General features: G+C 45.9%; 18 protein-coding genes. 8 read left to right on the forward strand and 10 right to left on the reverse strand.

The window, feature by feature from the left end:
- Nucleotides 1–26 precede the first annotated feature (26 nt).
- From H6F77_RS10440 to deoC, 3 genes are all read right to left on the reverse strand, one after another.
- The gene (locus H6F77_RS10440) at nt 27–1,352 is read right to left on the reverse strand and encodes an MFS transporter (protein WP_242022057.1); all 1,326 of its coding nucleotides are present in this window, start codon (nt 1,350–1,352) and stop codon (nt 27–29) included.
- A 297-nt stretch (nt 1,353–1,649) separates the two neighbouring features.
- Entirely contained in the window at nt 1,650–2,585 is a 936-nt protein-coding gene (gene recO, locus H6F77_RS10445; protein WP_190488078.1) for a DNA repair protein RecO, read from the reverse strand.
- 77 nt (nt 2,586–2,662) lie between these two features.
- Nucleotides 2,663–3,349 (reverse strand): deoxyribose-phosphate aldolase, encoded by a 687-nt coding sequence (deoC, locus tag H6F77_RS10450; RefSeq protein ID WP_190488080.1) that lies wholly within the window; start codon nt 3,347–3,349, stop codon nt 2,663–2,665.
- A gap of 291 nt (nt 3,350–3,640) precedes the next feature.
- On the opposite strand from deoC, the gene H6F77_RS10455 reads away from it, so the two are divergent.
- The gene (locus H6F77_RS10455) at nt 3,641–4,366 is read left to right on the forward strand and encodes a DUF3592 domain-containing protein (RefSeq protein ID WP_190488082.1); all 726 of its coding nucleotides are present in this window, start codon (nt 3,641–3,643) and stop codon (nt 4,364–4,366) included.
- A gap of 216 nt (nt 4,367–4,582) precedes the next feature.
- Nucleotides 4,583–6,310 carry an ABC transporter ATP-binding protein/permease gene (locus tag H6F77_RS10460; RefSeq protein ID WP_190488084.1) on the forward strand — a complete coding sequence of 576 codons (1,728 nt, stop codon included), beginning with the start codon at nt 4,583–4,585 and terminating at the stop codon, nt 6,308–6,310.
- A 44-nt stretch (nt 6,311–6,354) separates the two neighbouring features.
- Here the strand turns inward: H6F77_RS10460 and H6F77_RS10465 are convergent, their stop codons facing one another.
- A complete protein-coding gene (locus H6F77_RS10465; protein WP_190488086.1) occupies nt 6,355–7,335 on the reverse strand; it encodes a metal ABC transporter substrate-binding protein in 981 nt (326 codons plus the stop codon).
- A gap of 140 nt (nt 7,336–7,475) precedes the next feature.
- Here H6F77_RS10465 and H6F77_RS10470 point away from each other — a divergent pair, with 140 nt between their 5' ends.
- Together H6F77_RS10470 and H6F77_RS10475 are read left to right on the forward strand one after the other, a co-directional pair.
- Nucleotides 7,476–8,249, forward strand: a complete 774-nt coding sequence (locus H6F77_RS10470; RefSeq protein WP_375335932.1) for a metal ABC transporter ATP-binding protein — start codon at nt 7,476–7,478, stop codon at nt 8,247–8,249.
- Nucleotides 8,250–8,373: 124 nt separating this feature from the next.
- Nucleotides 8,374–9,279, forward strand: coding sequence for a metal ABC transporter permease (locus H6F77_RS10475; RefSeq protein ID WP_190488090.1), 906 nt, complete (start codon nt 8,374–8,376; stop codon nt 9,277–9,279).
- Between the two features lie 51 nt (nt 9,280–9,330).
- On the opposite strand, the gene H6F77_RS10480 is transcribed toward H6F77_RS10475, so the two are convergent.
- Nucleotides 9,331–9,678 carry a hypothetical protein gene (locus H6F77_RS10480; RefSeq protein ID WP_190488092.1) on the reverse strand — a complete coding sequence of 116 codons (348 nt, stop codon included), beginning with the start codon at nt 9,676–9,678 and terminating at the stop codon, nt 9,331–9,333.
- A gap of 288 nt (nt 9,679–9,966) precedes the next feature.
- On the reverse strand, nt 9,967–10,572 hold the full coding sequence (locus H6F77_RS10485; RefSeq protein WP_190488094.1) for a hypothetical protein: 606 nt from the start codon (nt 10,570–10,572) through the stop codon (nt 9,967–9,969).
- 186 nt (nt 10,573–10,758) lie between these two features.
- Between H6F77_RS10485 and H6F77_RS10490 the strand changes: the two genes are divergently transcribed.
- Together H6F77_RS10490 and H6F77_RS10495 are read left to right on the forward strand one after the other, a co-directional pair.
- Nucleotides 10,759–11,745 carry an alpha/beta hydrolase family protein gene (locus H6F77_RS10490; RefSeq protein WP_190488096.1) on the forward strand — a complete coding sequence of 329 codons (987 nt, stop codon included), beginning with the start codon at nt 10,759–10,761 and terminating at the stop codon, nt 11,743–11,745.
- An 89-nt stretch (nt 11,746–11,834) separates the two neighbouring features.
- Nucleotides 11,835–12,293, forward strand: a complete 459-nt coding sequence (locus H6F77_RS10495) for a peroxiredoxin (RefSeq protein ID WP_190488097.1) — start codon at nt 11,835–11,837, stop codon at nt 12,291–12,293.
- Nucleotides 12,294–12,533: 240 nt separating this feature from the next.
- On the opposite strand, the gene hpf is transcribed toward H6F77_RS10495, so the two are convergent.
- The gene (gene hpf / locus H6F77_RS10500) at nt 12,534–13,178 is read right to left on the reverse strand and encodes a ribosome hibernation-promoting factor, HPF/YfiA family (protein WP_190488099.1); all 645 of its coding nucleotides are present in this window, start codon (nt 13,176–13,178) and stop codon (nt 12,534–12,536) included.
- Between the two features lie 493 nt (nt 13,179–13,671).
- Here hpf and lipB point away from each other — a divergent pair, with 493 nt between their 5' ends.
- Nucleotides 13,672–14,364 (forward strand): lipoyl(octanoyl) transferase LipB, encoded by a 693-nt coding sequence (lipB, locus tag H6F77_RS10505; protein WP_190488100.1) that lies wholly within the window; start codon nt 13,672–13,674, stop codon nt 14,362–14,364.
- 88 nt (nt 14,365–14,452) lie between these two features.
- Here the strand turns inward: lipB and H6F77_RS10510 are convergent, their stop codons facing one another.
- From H6F77_RS10510 to H6F77_RS10520, 3 genes are all read right to left on the reverse strand, one after another.
- Nucleotides 14,453–15,436, reverse strand: a complete 984-nt coding sequence (locus H6F77_RS10510) for an adenylate/guanylate cyclase domain-containing protein (protein WP_190488102.1) — start codon at nt 15,434–15,436, stop codon at nt 14,453–14,455.
- A gap of 198 nt (nt 15,437–15,634) precedes the next feature.
- On the reverse strand, nt 15,635–16,372 hold the full coding sequence (locus H6F77_RS10515) for a DUF3120 domain-containing protein (RefSeq protein WP_190488104.1): 738 nt from the start codon (nt 16,370–16,372) through the stop codon (nt 15,635–15,637).
- 146 nt (nt 16,373–16,518) lie between these two features.
- Entirely contained in the window at nt 16,519–16,695 is a 177-nt protein-coding gene (locus tag H6F77_RS10520) for a hypothetical protein (RefSeq protein WP_190488106.1), read from the reverse strand.
- 16 nt (nt 16,696–16,711) lie between these two features.
- Here H6F77_RS10520 and H6F77_RS10525 point away from each other — a divergent pair, with 16 nt between their 5' ends.
- Nucleotides 16,712–17,671: an undecaprenyl-diphosphate phosphatase gene (locus H6F77_RS10525; protein ID WP_190488108.1), complete on the forward strand. Its 960-nt coding sequence runs from the start codon at nt 16,712–16,714 to the stop codon at nt 17,669–17,671.
- Nucleotides 17,672–17,698 lie beyond the last annotated feature (27 nt).

A 17,698-nucleotide genomic window follows, 5' to 3' on the forward strand; every position in this document is an offset into this window, starting at 1 on the left:
AGTCAAAACTCATAATTCAAAACTCATCACTTTTCATTTCCTGTACGGGAAATATACCAGGTTAAGACCCCTCCTGCGATCGCAATCGCTGCTAAACCCAGAAATACTGTCTGCAACCCCAAAATTGTCTCGGCAACTCCTGCTAAGGCTAAAGGCAGACTCAGCGCTATATTAATGACGTTGTTCTGCAAGCCAAACACTTTCCCCCGCATTTGGTCTGGGGTTTCTGCCTGGATCGTTGTCTGCATCGGTACGGCCACCAAGGCGGCAAAAGTACCTAAACAGGTTGTCAACAGCAATGACAGCCACAGACTGTGAGTAAATATACCCAATCCGACCAGAGACGCTGCCATTCCCATAGAACCATAGAGGCTAAGCTGGGTATGGGAGAATTTTCTTCCTGCGTGGCCCACTATTGTAGCCCCGAAGGCCATGCCTAAACCGCCAGCGGCTAGTAAAAAGCCGAACTGGGAGGCTCTGATGCCAGGAAGCACTGTTGCCAGACGCACTGCCAGAACTGAAAGGGCGGCAAAGATGGAAAACAAAATTATTAGCTGGATCAGGGCATTGCGGACGTTTTTGTTGGAGCGCAGATAACTCACTCCGTCGCGCACGTCTTGCCAAACATGAGGAGATTCATGCTCGATGCTGGTGTTTTCGCCAGTTTTGATTAACAGCAACACCAGTCCGGCGATCGCGTAACTTCCGCCTACCACAAGTTCCTTGCCAATGTCAACCCCTAAACCAAAATTAGCGGCGATCGCGTCGGCAATTCCCAAAACTGGTTCGCCAACTGCAAAGCCCACAATTACCGATGCCATCATCGTCATCGTGTAAAGTGAGTTAGCCGACAGCAGATGTCGGGGTTCGACAATCAGGGGAATAGTTGCCTGCTCTGCGGGTGCAAAAAACTGTGTCAGGGTAGAAACTAAGAAAGTGATGCCTAGCAGAATGCAGAAACCGAGGGGCAGGGTTCCCAACGGTGCCCAACCCTGGGAAATCCACAGCAGGAAGGGCATAGCTAAAACTAACCCACCGCGCAGCAGATTGGTTGCCACCATCACCCACTTTTTCGGCCACCTGTCTACAAACACGCCAGCAAGGGAACCAAACACGACGGCTGGGATGGTGAAGGAAATCATTACGGCAGAAACCCAGCCGCTGATAGTCTGATCTTCAGACCCAAAGTGATTGGCAATTAGGGCGATCGCCAACACCAGATACACCTTATCTGCCAGTTGGGAGAATACCTGCCCGCCCCACAAGGCTAGGAAGTTACGGTTTTTTAATACCGGGGCAAAGCCACCTTCTGCAACAATTTCGCCGTTACCAGTTCCGCCGGAATCAGGCATTAGGGAATTGGCATCAGGGCTAGTTAGCTCATCTGCTTTCATTTCCCCGTTTGAGGTGACAGCAACTTTTGCCTGTTCCTCGTTTTCTGTTTCCGGGACTTCCAGACGATCCTCAGCGGCAGGAAATGATGTAGCGGGGTTGGCAACTGTATCGGCTGGGTGCGATCGCGAGCCTTTGTCTCCTTTTGCTGCATTGTTTGCTGGGTACACACCCTTATCCGCTACAGCTTTTAACGAGTGCGAGGCTCGCGTGCGGCTTCGTGCTTCCAAATCAGAATAAGATCGTTGAGTCATGGTTTATACGGAATTCAGCTGGGACGAGAAACAAGCATCCATCAACTCTGCCGAGCGAATCGACCGACCGATGTGATACTGGACGTACTGACGTAAGGTTTGCTCAACTGACACCCATGCAGCGTTTTCCGCCTTACTCCTTTCGATCTCGGATAGTTCGGCGAGCGACATTTGCTGAAGCAGCGCCAACTCGATAGCAGTTAGCTTGGTAGTCAGCTTCAGGGGTGTTTGTGGATGGGCATCGGTCGTGTAGCTAGTGGAATCAGACGAATTTTGGTTGCCAGACTTATTCGCCATACCTACCGCGATCGCGGCAGGGGGTTGCTTTACCCCCGCCCATTGGCTGGACAATGCTGCCAAACTGACGGTTCCACCAGCGGCGGAACTAAATCCCACTCGCCAATCGGGGTCTTTAAAGTTCGGCTTTAGCGTCTGCTGGGTGATGCAACAAACCTGAACCTGGGGCGCAAGTCCAAATGTGGCTAGAAGGTGAAAGACTGCATGGGACAAGTGGGCTAATACCAAGAATGCACCGCTACCGTCGCCCTTTGATGCGGGTAAACGCTCCAATCGGCTCAGATGTTCGTTTAACAAACAAAATAGTTCCTCCTGTGGCTGATCGCTCAAAGCTTGAGAAAGTACGAATTCAGCTAGATATTGCCCTGCTGAGAGTTTGCCCAAGTCTTTGCTTAAACCAGGGTAAGACTCCAAGGTTTCTGCCTGAGTTATTTTATCGAGCGATCGCCCTTTGGCAATCATTAGTTCATTAACCACAAATAACCCACTCCGGCCTCCCAGCGTTGATTTGTGCTTGCGTGCCCCCGGTGCTACCGCCCGGAGCAAGCCAAATTCTTTTGTCAAAATTGTCAGCAGTCGGTCAGACTCCCCCAGCGGCATGCTTTTGAGATTAATTCCAGTGGCTTTGTAAGTTCGACTCATAAATAGGGGGTTTGACAATGGGGACTGGTGAGTAGGGAAGAAGTAACTGGTGAGTGGCAAGACTATATCCCCAATCCTTAGTCCCCAATCCCCTTTTCTAGCCTATCGCGCTGCCGAATCAAGTCGGGACCGCGAGAAGTGCCTAAACGAGTGGCTCCTGCCAGAATTAACTCTATAGCTTGCTCGATAGTACGGATTCCCCCCGATGCTTTAATGCCCACTCGCTCTCGCGTGACTTCCTTCAAAAGTCCCACGTCTGCAATTGTGGCTCCTCCATACAGCCCTGTGCTGGTTTTTAAGAATGCTACTCCCGCCTCCATACATATTTCCGCAGCGAGTCGTTTTTCTGCATCTGTCAGCAGGGCGGTTTCCAAAATCGCCTTCACTGTTTGTCCTGTTGACTCGCAAATTTCCGCAATTTCGCGATGCAGCTCGTTTGTTTTCCCTGATTTCAATAAGCCCAAGTTGATGACTACATCTAGCTCAGTTGCGCCATTGTCGGCTGCTTCTTGCGCTTCATAGAGCTTAGACGCCTTCGTTGTTGCTCCGGAGGGAAATCCGATCACGGTACATACTTTTGGTGACTTGCCGTGAAGACGCTCAACTGCTAGTCGAACGTAGGCGGGATACACGCACACCGCCGCAAATTTAAACCTATCGGCTTCGTCGCACCACTGCTCTACTTGCTCTGGCGTAGCTGCTGGGTTCAGCAGAGCGTGATCGATGAACGGGGCAATATCAATATCTGGATAGTCTGCCGCCATTGCTTTTACTCACTCTCACCTATTGTTAAGTTTTATCAGAAAATTAAGAAAAGTTAAAGTAAGTTTACCGAACTTTCCCCAAATTAATCTTTAGCGGGGATCGCCACAAGCAGGGGATTGGGGTAATCCGTACTATGGCGATCGCATAACTTCGCTAGCAAGCTTTTACCTAGTAGCAATTGCCCTCGTTTGCCTTATCCGGAAAAAGTTATAGAGAAATTGTAGAATTTAAGGTGAAGTAATTCCCGAATTAGAGTTTAGCCAAATATTCTCTACTAAACGTGAGGCGATATGAAGACAGAAGACAAAACGCTGACTATAATAATCACTGTTTTTAGTTTAATTGGCGCTACGTTCTTTGGAATCGGCCTTTTTAGTTTTATTGATACACAAAAATTTATTAAAACTGCTGCTTCTACTGAGGGTGTTGTTTTTGAACTTAACCCAGTGCAGTCTAGAAAAAATAGAGGCTTTACTTATGCTCCCGTCGTAAAATTTCAAACCCCAGATGGTAAAAATATCCAGTTTCAATCAAGCACTTCCTCAAACCCACCTGAGTTTAGTGTTGGACAAACGGTTCCAGTCCTCTACAATCGCAGCAATCCGCAAGAAGCACAAGTAGATTCGTTTGTTCAGCTTTGGCTGCTACCTACGGTTTTTGGCGGTTTTGGCATAATTTTTATGGGAGTAGGACCAACGCTAATTGTAATTCCTCTCTTATCAAAGAAGAAGGAAAAATGGCTTCAGGAAAATGGTCAAAAAATTCAGACTAAGTTTAGCAATGTAGAATGGAATACTTCTCTGAAAGTAAACGGTCAGTCCCCTTACATAATCGTTTCTCAGTGGTGCGATCCAGCTGCTTATGAAGTTTATACCTTTAGAAGCCAAAACATTTGGTTTAACCCTGAAGAGTTTATTAAAAGTAGCGGTACAGATTTAATAGATGTATATGTCGATCCAAAGAATATGAAAAAGCACTATATGGATATATCTTTCCTGCCAAAATTGAATAATTAAAGTTATATAAAAGCTTGCTGGCGATCGCGGATTAGATGAAGTGCTAGTGCGCGATCGCCCATCGATTCAAATAGCATAATTTAAAATTTTTATAATTAAGTAAATCTTTACCAAACTGCCTTAATGTTAGTTTTTAGCCCGTTGTGGTGTTATTCCCGCTACAGGTGGGAATACTAACTACTGATATGTTAGAAAAACCCTGACTTGGCTATGTATATGAATAAACCTGACAACTTAAATCGTATCAATGGAAAATTGTGGGAACGGTTTTGGGCGATCGCGAAACCTTACTGGGTGTCAGAAGAAAAAAAAGGCGCGATCGCGCTTTTAGTAGTTTTAGTAGTTTTGAGGATAACTATCAGCAGACTTGATGTGTTCAAAATAGAGCTTTACAGCGACTATATGAACGCACTCTCTGAGAGAGACTCAGCTACATTTTATCGGCTATTATTCACCTACGGCGCTGTGTTGATATTTATCGCTCCCATATTAGTTAGCCGCAGATTTGTGAGAGATAAATTAGGGTTGTTTTGGCGGCGGTGGTTGACGAATCATTTTTTAGATAAATATTTCCGCGATCGCGCTTACTACGAAATTAACCAAACCGGACAAATTGACAACCCGGATCAGCGCATATCTGACGAAGTAAAAGCATTTACTAGAACATCTCTAGGTTTTTTATTAATTTTTATAGGCGAGTTTGTTGAACTAATTTCTTTTATAGATGTTTTGTGGCGAATTTCTATAAATTTGGTAATTGTAGCTCTTGGTTACGCGGGAGTAGGTACGGCGATCGCTGTTGTTGTGGGGAGGAAATTAATTCCGCTGAACTTTAAGCAACTCAAGTTAGAAGCAGATTTTCGTTATGGTTTAATTCACGTCCGCGACAATGCTGAATCAATAGCCTTTTACAGAGGAGAGGAGCAAGAGTCAGCACAAGTAAAGAGAAAATTTGATAAAGTATTCAATAATTTTACTAAACTGATTAATTGGCAGCGAAATTTAGAGTTCTTTACAACGGGATATAACTACGTTGATAACATCATCCCAGTCTTAATAATGTCCTATCCATATTTTGCGGGGGACATTAAGTTGGGAGTTATTCTAAAAGCAGTTATTGCTTTCCGTCATGTTTTGAGCGCGTTTTCGGTAATTGTGAATCAGTTTGACGATTTGAGCGCTTTTGCAGCAGGGGTGAATCGTTTAGAAACTTTTGAAGAAGCGTTGGTTGCGCCTGATGAAGCACGTCGAAACGGCGCTAATATTGATACAACTGAGGCTTCTCAGTTTGCTTTAGAACATATTACTTTGTCTACCCCGAACCGTGAAAAGACTTTAGTTCAAAATGTTTCAGCAACAGTGGAACCGGGGGAAGGGTTATTGATTATGGGACAAAGTGGATGCGGTAAGAGTTCTTTATTGAGGGCGATCGCGGGTTTGTGGAATTCTGGTACTGGGCGAGTTTTACGACCAAAATTAGAGGAAACATTATTTTTACCGCAGCGACCTTATATGATTTTGGGCACGTTGCGACAGCAGCTATTATATCCCCACACGAGTCGTGAAGTTGAGGAAAATAAGCTGCATGAAGTGTTAGTTATGGTAAATTTAGCAGACTTGCCGGAAAGAGTGGGCGGTTTTGATGCTGAACTAGATTGGGCTGATATTTTATCGTTAGGAGAACAACAGCGTTTAGCATTTGCAAGGCTGTTGTTAACAGCGCCTAAATACGCAATTTTGGATGAATCAACAAGCGCCTTGGATATTAAAAACGAACAACGTTTATATCAGCATTTGCAAGAGAAAGGGACAACGTTGATTAGTGTAGGTCATCGTCCCAGTTTGTTGGCATTTCACCACCAAGTTTTAGAACTAGAGGGGGGTGGTAAGTGGCGATTGGTTCCAGCGGAGGGATATACCTCCGCCGCTTATGGAATGGGGTAACGGAGATAGTATGCGATCGCGCTTCTGGAGAAGCAGGAAATCCCTCACTTCTTAGTTGTCGTCGCTGTCTGAAAGGGCGTATATTTTCCCCCCAAGGCTTCCACAATTGTGCGAGTATTTGCCTCAATCATTTTGATGTAGGAATCGCCATCGCTACCAGGTGCGCCAATCGAATCAGAATATAACTGACGTGGGGCTAATTTAACTCCAGATTCTTGCGCTACTGTATTAATCAAAGCTGGGTTAATTGTTGTCTCTGCAAATATCGCAGCAACTCCAGCTTTCTTAACAGCTTCCACTAACTTTTGTACAGTTTGGGCACTCGGTTGTTCTTCGGTACTGATGCCAATTAAAGTACCCGCGATCGCTATCCCATACCCGCGAGCATAATATTGAAATGCATCGTGTGTTGTCACCAATTTGCGCTTATCGGCTGGAATAGTTTTAATTTCTTCAGTAACCCAAGTATCTAGTTGCTTTAACTCAGCAGTCAGTTTCTCTGCATTCTGGCTAAATTTATCTCTGTCTTCCGGTGCAAGCTCGATTAATGCATCGCGTATAGCATTGACCATTAGGATGACGTTATCAACATCGCCCCAAACATGGGGGTCTGGCACAACTTCTCCCTTGCCTTTCTCGAGTTGTAACGGCTTTGCTACCTCACCAACCGCTACCTTGCGAACCTGAACGCCGCTGGCGTTCATTAGCTTAATCAGCCCCGGTTCCAAATTATAGCCGTTGTACAGAATTAGCTTCGCTTTCTCCAAAGCTTGAGAGTCTGCTGGTACTGGTTCGTAAACGTGGGGGTCGGCTCCCGGTTTCAATATTCCTTTGAGCTGAATTTCGTCTCCTGCTACCCGATTGGTTAAGTCCGCGATGATGGTGCTAGTCGCCACCACACTAGGCTTGCCATTTGCGGCTGGGTTAGCACGGTTATCGGCGCGATCGCAGCCGCTTACCCAGAGTGCCAGTATTACGCTAAACGTCTTCAGCCATCCCTGTTTTCTAACTTGCTTGTGAGCCATCACTTCTATCTATCTTTAGTATTCTTTCCCTTTATAGATGTTTTCATAATTCTCTCATTTTTACAGTATGCTCTAGGAAAGCACTTTGGAGGATCAGCATGAACACCGTTAGTTTGCCACCAGACGCCGATTGGACTCAGATGGTATGCAATTTGCAAGATAGAGCGCTAGCGACACATGCTGGTACAACGATTAATGTCAGCCATGTGGGAGTGCAGTACCGGATGGTAGAGGCGCTGCGCGATGTCAGTTTTGCCATACAACCAGGGCGGCTAACTGGAATTATTGGCCCAAATGGTGCTGGCAAAAGTACCCTGATGAAGGCGATGCTGGGGTTGATTCCCGTTACAAGTGGCACTGTGGTGTACGGGGGTAAACCTTTGATGGAACAACGGGAACGGGTTGCTTACGTGCCGCAGCGATCGCAGATTGACTGGACTTACCCCGCTACTGTCTGGGATGTCGTAATGATGGGCAGGGTGAAGAAAACTGGCTGGTTCCGTCGCTTCTCCACAGTTAGCCGCCGCGTAGCAGCAGACGCCCTAGAACGGGTAGGTATGGGCGCTTACCGCGATCGCCCCATTGGGCAACTTTCAGGCGGACAGCAGCAGCGAGTCTTCCTAGCACGCGCACTAGCTCAAGAAGCAGATGTTTTCTGTTTTGATGAGCCGTTTGCTGGTATTGACCAAAAAACCCAAGCCATCATTTTTAACATCTTCCAAGAATTAGCCACCGCTGGCAAAACAGTTTTAGTTGTCAACCACGACTTAGGCGAATCTATCAACCATTTTGATGACTTGATTTTGCTAAATACCGATTTAATCGCCGCAGGTTCCCGCCAAGAAGTGTTGAGTAAGGAAAACTTGTATAGGGCTTATGGCGGTCAAGTGATGTTCTTTGCTCAAGCAGCTTAGAAAGTTTTGAATTTTGAGTTTTTTTAGCGTAGCCAAGTAGCACGTTTTAAATTAATCGCTCATAATTCATAATTCATCATCCCTAATTTATTATTATCCTGCGGGGTTTACCTAATAGATTCTTATGCTGGAATCACTAATTGAGCCGTTGCAGTATGGCTTCATGCAGCGATCGCTCGTAATTGCCATTCTAGTTGGGTTGCTCTGCGCTGTGGTTGGCAGCTATCTCATGGTGCAGCGACTAGCTTTACTGGGAGACGCCATCAGCCACTCAGTATTGCCAGGGTTGGCGATCGCTTTTATGCTGGGGGCCAATATCTTTATCGGGGCCTTTATTGCCGGGGTTTTGAGTACAATGGCGATCGCCTGGATAAGGACGCGATCGCCCATCAAAGAAGACGCCGCGATGGGTATAGTATTCTCCGCCTTCTTTGCCCTCGGCGTCACCTTAATTACCCTCATCCAGAAAGATAACAAAATTGACCTTAACCACTTTTTATTTGGCAACCTTTTGGCTGTCACAATTGAAGAAGTCCGCGACACAGCAATTATCGCCGCAATTGTGTTAATTCTTGTCGTGTTGTTGTACAAAGAGCTGCTATTTTACACCTTCGATCCGTTGGGCGCAGAAACAGCAGGATTGCCAGTTAATCTGCTCAACTTTGGGTTGATGCTGCTAATTGCCCTAACGATTGTCGCCAGCATGAAAGCCGTCGGTGTCATCCTAGTTTTATCCCTGCTAATTACGCCAGGAGCAACAGCCTATCTATTATTTAAGCAGTTGCACCAAGTAATGATTTTTGGGGCAATAATTGGAATTATATCCAGCATCAGCGGGATGTATCTCAGCTATTTCTACAACTTGCCTTCTGGCCCAGCCATTGTATTAGTTGTATCGGGCTTATTTGTGTTAGCGCTATTATTTAGCCCCAGTCACGGCATATTCACGAATAAACAGGCTAAATCTGGGCAACTATCGTCAGTACTGCGAGAGTTAAAAACGTTGCTCGGTTCGCGTAGCCTGCGGTAGAAATAAACCAAGCGATCGCGCTTACTAACCATTACAAAAAAAAATCATTTTTCAATAATTTTTATTGGATTTGTATAGGTAGTTTTGTACTAATTTTATATACTGTTTTACTGCTTTTACGTGTTTTTCTGTGGCCTTTACGTGTTCCTTTGCGGACTTTGTATATTCCTCAGTTGAATTGACCGCATCATCCTGTGCAGCCTTTGCGTGTTTGAGAGAGGCGTTTGCGTGCTGCTGTACGGCCTTGCCGTACTCTTGAATTAACTTTACCTGCTCCTGTGGAACCTCCCCGTTCCCCTCTAAAGCCTTTCCAACCTCCTCTACTAACTTCCCATGTTTTTCGCAGACTTTAGCGTGTTCCTCTGCTGCCTTTGCATTCTCATCTGATATCTGATGCATGAGTTGCTCGCCTTCCTATTGCTATAAAGTGTCTTCTGTACAGCTCATTTGTCTAAAATTTAATAACTATCTGCCCTTCCTAACCTCTACCTTATTGCCAGTATCGGAAGCCTTGCTTAAAAATGCCTGTTCTATCCCGGCATTGCCCACCTAGAACAGGCATCGGTGGCTCTGAACAACCTACTTTATAAAAAAATCAGGTTGATGGATTTTGTACAGCCCAAATAAAATAACTAGGAGCAATGTAGGCAAGACTACCTTGCTCCTAGCCATTATCAAGATTGTGCGTTAATAAGGATACGGCTGGTATGGCGATCGCGGGTAGCGCGGATAGGGTGCATAAGCTGGCGGTAAGTAGCCCCGATAAGGATTTGGTTGATATCGCGGCTCCTCAACTGGTACGATTTCATAGACATGAGCTTTCACCCTTGCTCCTGGGGGAATTCCATAAACAATCGGTGTAATTAACTTGTTTCTAGTTAAGGGCTGAGTTTTCCAAATTGTTTCACCGTTGCTATCTGTAAGAGATTCAAAAATAGTTCCAGCAGGCAAGATTTGGTTATAGGTTCTGACTATTGTTCTGCACTCACTATCCCCCCTATCCCGGCGTCGTCCACGCCATTGCGGTGTCTCGCAAATAGTAGTAGTTTCATTGTTATCGAAGATCAGTTGAGTACCGCTGGGGTTGACTACTCGCCAATAACGAATGTTTACCAACTCATCGCGTTTATATATGCCATTGTTTCCAGCTAAATCCTTGGGGGTTTGAGCAACAAGTTGTCGCTCTTGAGTAGGAACAGCAGCGGCAATTGGCTGAATTATAGCTGCGATCGCACTTAGAAAACTTAAGGAGAAAACTACTGCGGCGCTACGTTTGTTTAATTTATTGTCCATTTAGATAAATACCCCGTCTAGCCAAATCGCTCTACACTTTTAGAGTAAGATTGGCACAAGCGATCGCACTTCACTCAGTTGATTCACCTGAATGGGTGATTGTAACCTTATTATTGAAACTGTCTAAATTAAGCGCCATCAATCGTAGAGATAATCTAAAATATAAAATCTAAAAGCCAAAATCGAATGACAGTTCGCGGTTTTTTCCGAGCAGTTAAAGTCGAAAGTGCCAAGCCACCTTACGACACCATCCATTTAAAAGTGCTATATCCTGCCCAAATATCGGGAAGCCAACAGCAACTTGCTCAAGGCATACTGCCAGCAGATTCCGATTTAGCACCATTTCCAATAGTTATTTTCTTTGGGGGAATCAACTGCGAACCCTCTATGTACCACTGGCTTGCAGTTCAGCTTGCCCAACGGGGAATGGTGGTAGTGACATATGCCTGGATTGGCGAAAACCTGCCAGGGATGGTTAGCCTAAGTCCTGGCGTTGATATAGCTATGGCTAAGCCCGCAACTTATGGCACTGGTTCGACAGCTTTGGCTTTACCTGCACTGCTAGCCGAACTCGAAAGCCTCCAGGCAAACGGGATACTGGCGGGAATGCTGAACTTGCAACAAATAATTTTGGGCGGTCACTCCGCTGGTGGGAGAATGGCTCTAGAAAATGCTAACCCCCGCTTTTATCCCCCCGTCGCGGCGGCTTTTTCCTATGGTGCCCACAGCGCCGCAGCCACTATGCTGGGGTTTCCACCGAATACGATTTTACCCCTTCCCTCCGATGTGCCAATGCTTCTTATGGGCGGTACAAGGGATGGGGTTATTGCTGCGAACAGATGGATTTATGGCATGAGTGGCGCAGATCCTACGGAGTCAATTAGGCGTACTTTTGAGGAGGCGATCGCTGGTGGGCGAGATGACAAGTATCTACTACTGCTGGAAGGGGCTAATCACTTTTCCATCGCTTATCCGTCAGATAGTACCGTTGGCTCGTCACTTCAAGACTTGCCCGCTACTCAGCCGGAAGATGCAATCCGTTCTCTACTGGGCGACGCTGTTGGTTTGTTTATTGATGCTCATGTTCGGCACAAAAGGGGAGCATCCCAGGCGCTTGATGAGTTGCTAAGTAGCCATAATCCTTTAGTTGCATTTTATGTTGAGCGGAAGTAGCGCGATCGCTATAGCATTGGCCAAGGCGATCGCGGTAGCATAACAAAAGTTAACATTGCCTAAAATTTAGTTTTAGCTATCTGCAAGATATGGCTATCAAAGTTGGAGATATCGCGCCGGATTTCACCCTTACTTCCCACTCAGGAGCGCAAGTAAGCCTGAAAGACTTTCGAGGCAAAAAATCTGTCGTCCTCTATTTCTACCCAAAAGACGACACTCCTGGATGCACTAAGGAATCCTGTGCTTTTCGAGATCAATATGAAGTTTTCAAACAAGCAGGTGCAGAAGTAATTGGCGTTAGCAGCGACTCAACGGCATCTCACGAACAATTTGCTACCAAGTACCAATTACCTTTTACTCTATTAAGCGACACTGGCAATCAGTTGCGGAAGCTATACGGCGTCCCGTCTACTTTAGGAATTCTTCCGGGTCGAGTAACTTATGTTATCGATCGCAATGGAGTTGTCCAGCATATCTTTAACTCGATGTTAAACTTCAACGGTCACGTTGAAGAGTCGCTGAAAACTTTGCAACAACTGGCTAAGTAGTGCTGATTGTTCGTAGTTAGCGGTTGCTTTTTGGCTGGCCTAAATAAGGATAAAATCAGCCTTATGTGCTTGATATTTGTTTTTTAGAGTTTTCATGTTGTAGGCGATCGCGGTTTTCAATTAAGAACCGCGATCGCCTTTTTTGGTATCAGAGCTAAAAATTATAATAAGAAACCCGTTCTCTATAAGAAAACGGGTTTCTGGGTGTTTGATTTTTTGGGTTAAATTCTCTGCCTTAGCTCAATGTGCTTTTTCTGGCACAGCGCTATTGCCCAATGCAGTTTTGCCATTTTTGCCATTAGTATGACCGTTGCCATTACGAGGTTCAATTACGCCATAGCCGCCGTGATTGCGCTCGTAAATCACGTTAATTTCGCCCGTTTCAGCATTGCGGAACATATAGAAATCGTGACCGACTAGCTGTAGCTGTTCTAAGGCTTCATCTAGGGCCATCGGCGGCATAGCAAAATATTTGGTACGCACTACTTCTGTCGGCAGTTCTGGTTCGCGATCGCCAACCAAATCGCCCACCACTGGCTGTTGTTCCACAACCTCTCCAGTTTTTGGTAGCGCATTGGTCTTCTTATCCAGACGCCGTTCTTTATATTTACGCAGTTGTCGAGCAATTTTATCAGCAACCAAGTCTATGCTAGCGTATAGGCTTTCGCTGCTTTCTTCAGCGCGGATCACCGTACCGTTAGCGTAAATTGTTACTTCAGCCGCCTGTTTAGTATTTATCCGGGGATTGCGAGCCACTGACAAATGCACGTTTACTTCGGTCGTTAAGTTTTGAAAGTGGCTTACTGCTTTCTCAATCTTTTGATTCACGTATTCGCGAATCGCATCTGTGATTTCTATGTTTTTCCCGTGGATAACAAGCTTCATACTGAATACTCCATGCTGTACCGTAGTGGTAATTCAAAAAGTGTTCTGCGATTGCTGCTAAAGTAAGTAGCAATCTCGCTTCCGTTTTTGGTGTTAATAAACCAATAACGGAGGTAAAACTTTTAGACAAATCAAGTCTTTGGGTATAGTCACACGTTTTTCCATGTCCTAGCTTGCAGACTGCTCAACCAGGGGGCTTGTCCCTAGATGGGGCGGGCAAAGCAACGAATGGTGTTGTTGTCTCTTTTCTGTGCTGTTCAACCCAATGTGCATGCAGATCGGCGGTTGGGAGATACCCAGCCAAGCTATTGGGTTGTTGTGAAGAGGCTTCCTTTTTCAACTTTTAAGGTTATAACTTCAGACTAGCACTTTGTATTCTATAGAACATCCCCTTTTGGGTTCTCTTCAGAATCCTTTGCATCACTTGACATTTCTTGATCGCATATAGTTGATTTTTGTTGGAATTTAAGTCGAATCACTGTTGATTTTTGTCATGATTTTAAGTAGAGATGAATGTTCTGCTGGGGATGTTGGCTCGCCGTTAAGGGAATGCTGGTTGTACAACCGGGGGCTAATGCGCTATGAAGAAGCCTTGGCATGGCAGCGATCGCTTCAAAGTAGCCGCGTCAACGATCAAAATCTGAATGATGTCTTGATTTTGCTAGAACATCCCCCCGTCTATACGTTGGGTACTAGAGCAACTCTGGATTTTCTCAAATTTGACCCAGCCGCAACTAACTGGGATGTCTACCGAGTCGAACGAGGGGGGGAGGTGACTTACCATTGTCCAGGTCAGCTTGTAGGCTACCCGATTCTAAATTTGCGGTATTACCAGCAAGATTTGCACTGGTATCTGCGAAAGCTTGAAGAGGTGTTGATTCGCAGTCTTGCTGTCTATGGGCTAAAGGGCGATCGCGTTCCTGGTATGACTGGCGTCTGGCTGGAGGGGAAAAAAGTCGCCGCTATTGGTATCAAAGTCAGCCGCTGGATTACCATGCACGGCTTTGCTTTAAATGTTTGTCCCGATCTGGGCGGCTTTGAGCGCATTGTTCCTTGCGGCATTGCAGATAAACCAGTCGGTAGTCTGGCGCAATTTATTCCAGGAATTGACCTCGATGAGGTACGCGCTGTTGTTGCTACAGCTTTTGCAGAAGTTTTTGGCGTCAAGCTAATGAATGGGGAATAGGGAATAGGGAACTCCAGACTCTGGACTCCAGACTCCGGACTCCGGACTCCGGACTCCGGACTTTCAATGCCCTATGCTCAAATACCAATTACCGAGTTATATTGTTGAGCAAAAAATTATCCAAATCTACAAAAGAGCCAGCATAGGTCAAGGTTGGCACCTCGTATCCCTTTAAATTGACCGTATATTGCTCAAATCCCTTCTCGTTTGCGCCCAACTGTAACAGATAGGTATAGGTTGTTTCTCCCAAGGCGACATCTAGACCAAGCTGCTTGGTGGCTGATTCCAAACGAAAGGCTGCATTAACTGTATCGCCGATGGCAGTGTAGTCAGGGCGATCGCCCGAACCTGTGTTGCCTACCATTGCATAACCTGTATTGATCCCAGCGCCGATTCGCATGGGGAAAGGCAATGGATACTTATTGCTCAAATCTACGGTCATTTTATACAGGTCGCTCACTGCCTGTAAAATTTGCATCATCTCTTCATTGGTGACGCCTTTGGCACCGTGAAACCAGATGGCCATTACTGCGTCGCCGATGTATTTATCGACCCAACTGCCATAGTCTCGGATGATATTCCCGGCTTGACGGAACCAAGTACCGATGGCGGCTGAGAGAATCTTTTCATCAATTTGCCTGGTCAGTACGGTAAAGTCGCGGATGTCTACGACCATTACTGAGATTAGACGCCTGACGTGCAATGTTGAGGTGATGGTCTCTTTGTCTACCAACCCCATGTTGGTTTGATTGTCACGTTTTACCGATGGGCAATGGAACTCTAGTTCTGTCTGGCCAAAAGTGAGGCGATCGCCAGTGCGTAAAGTTACAGGAATGCTTACTCTGCGGCCATTGACAAAAGAACCATTGCGGCTCCCCAAGTCAATTAGATAAAACTCGCTCGTCTCAGTTGACTGCAACATGGCGTGGTTGCGCGAAATCCATCGATCCGACAACACAAAATTGTTATCGTCGCTGCGGCCAACTGTCCAGCAGTTACTACCCACCAATGGCAGATAGCGATTACCGGACTCTGTTTTAAGGAGCAGATATGGAGTGGGTCGCACAGTCACGGGGGCGAGGAGCAACGACGACTCGTTGCGAAGTGTTAAGTTTTCAATTTATTGTGGCAAATACACAAGATTGCGGGAAGCGTAACTAGCAATATTACTATTACTACGGGTATGTTGAGTGGATGTTATCAGGATTTAATAAATCCTAGACTCTGCCGCTCACCTACACCCCTTAAAGCTATTAGCTATTAGCCGCATTTAGGCCATAGATGCCGCCAGCCAAAACAAGCTGTCTACCAAAATTGTACTCAACACTGCTCCACCAAATGCCCACCAATGCAGGGTTCGCGATCGCAAGGCTGAAAGACCAACAACTAAGAGTATGGCTACCAGAACGAAAGACCAGCTTATACCCCAGGGGCTATTAACGATCGCGATCGCACTTTGAAAAATCGGTGTTGCCAGTGCTGGGTCAACTTGCATCAAGCTTCGCCAGTGCGGAATCAGATCGACTATGTAAAAGTATAAGTCCGTTACCACCGTTCCAAACAAGGAACCTAAATAAAACAAATTGCCAACCAGTCCCCAACCACGCCACACGCACCACAGGGCAAAGGGTAGACCAATTGCTTCTATGGGCAGGTGGATTGTGGGTTCCCACCTCAGCCAACCCCAATAAATTGAACCTGCCAACCAACTCCAGCTGAACCCCAGCAGCAAATCTCCCCATACTTGGGTTTTAGGACGCTGCATTAGAGTTACACCCAGCCACACCCAGCCTGCTGTCATCACTAGGCTTACCATCGGCATTAGCCGCACTAGGGGCGCTTGCACAAATACTGGCACTGAAACTAAAAAAGAAGCTGCGGCAAACACCCACCAAGCTTGACTTATCCCTTTTTTCCAATTAGCAGATGTTAAAAAATCTTTACAATCCTCGGCTGGATACTCAGGGGCGGCAGAAGATGTGAAGGATGACCAGGTATTGTTAACCAATGTATTTAATATTATTTACTTAAGTTTACATTACTCAAGATAACACAACATATATCCCAGGGGGGGGCATATTCTTAATCCTATCTTAAAAATGCGATCGCAATTAATGGTTATTGGTGAAGAGAGTTGAAGATCGGGGAATGTTATTAGAGACGCCGATTTATAGCGTCTCCCCAGGGAGAGAGGAAAACCTTCTCCAATCCAAAATCATCGCTGCGGAGAAACTCCGCCTGGGCAAAATCCAAAATCCAAAATCGCCAATCCCGATGAGGAGCGATCGCGGTAAGTAAAGGTTGATGGTTTTGGTGATATAACGTAGGCATTTGTGGAGTCTGGTTAATGGCGACAATGTATTTAGAAGCTGCTAGCAGCGGATGGCAGGTAGTAAATCCAGGGCTGTCAGTGGTGTTCCCCAGTTGGGGACAACCCTTACTGGGGGATGTGACTCCAGGAAATGAAGTTAATTTATTGCAGGGGATTGTTCAGGCATTCATTCTGGGGATAGTGCAAGGGTTAACAGAATTTTTGCCTATCAGCAGTACTGCACACCTCCAGGTCTTCAGCAAAGCCTTTGGCTGGGATGCTGTAGCGGGGAAGCCGTTTGTGGCGACAATTCAATTCGGTAGTATCGTCGCAGTTGTAATTTACTTCTGGAAAGATATAGCTCAAATTTTGACGGGAGGCGTGGAGGCAATTCGTCAAAAAGACTGGGGGCGCGATGAATGGAAAATAATCGTAGGGATAGCAATAGGAACTATACCGATCCTGGCGGGCGGCTTTATCCTCAAAAAGGCGCTAAACGACGATAAATCGAGTATTAACAGCATGACTACTATTGCTGTTGTTGCAATTGTGATGGCACTTTTGCTAGGAGCAGCCGAGAAGTTTGGCAGCCGCAAGCGGGATTTTAAGAGCTTGCAGATTATGGATGGGATTTTGATGGGATTGGGACAGGCGATCGCGTTAGTTCCTGGCGCTTCTCGTTCTGGTTCTACTATGACGGCGGGTTTATTTATTGGATTGGAAAGGCAAGCAGCAGCGAGGTTTTCCTTTTTGTTGGGTATTCCAGCCTTAGCGATCGCCACTATTTATGAATTTTTTCAAGAGGCGTTAGGCAAAGTCGATCTAACCCTAGTGTTTGTGGGGACGTTATCGGCGTTTGTGTTTTCTTATTTATCGATCGCGTGGTTGCTGGGGTATCTGCAAAAGAAAAGTACGTGGGTTTTTGTCTGGTATAGGTTAGCTTTTGGGGCGGCTATTTTAGCAGCAGTAGCTGCTGGGGCGTTGAAAAATTCTTAGTAATCGATCGTGGTTCGTAGGTTCGTA

Source organism: Microcoleus sp. FACHB-831 (assembly GCF_014695585.1).
Classification (GTDB): domain Bacteria; phylum Cyanobacteriota; class Cyanobacteriia; order Cyanobacteriales; family FACHB-T130; genus FACHB-831.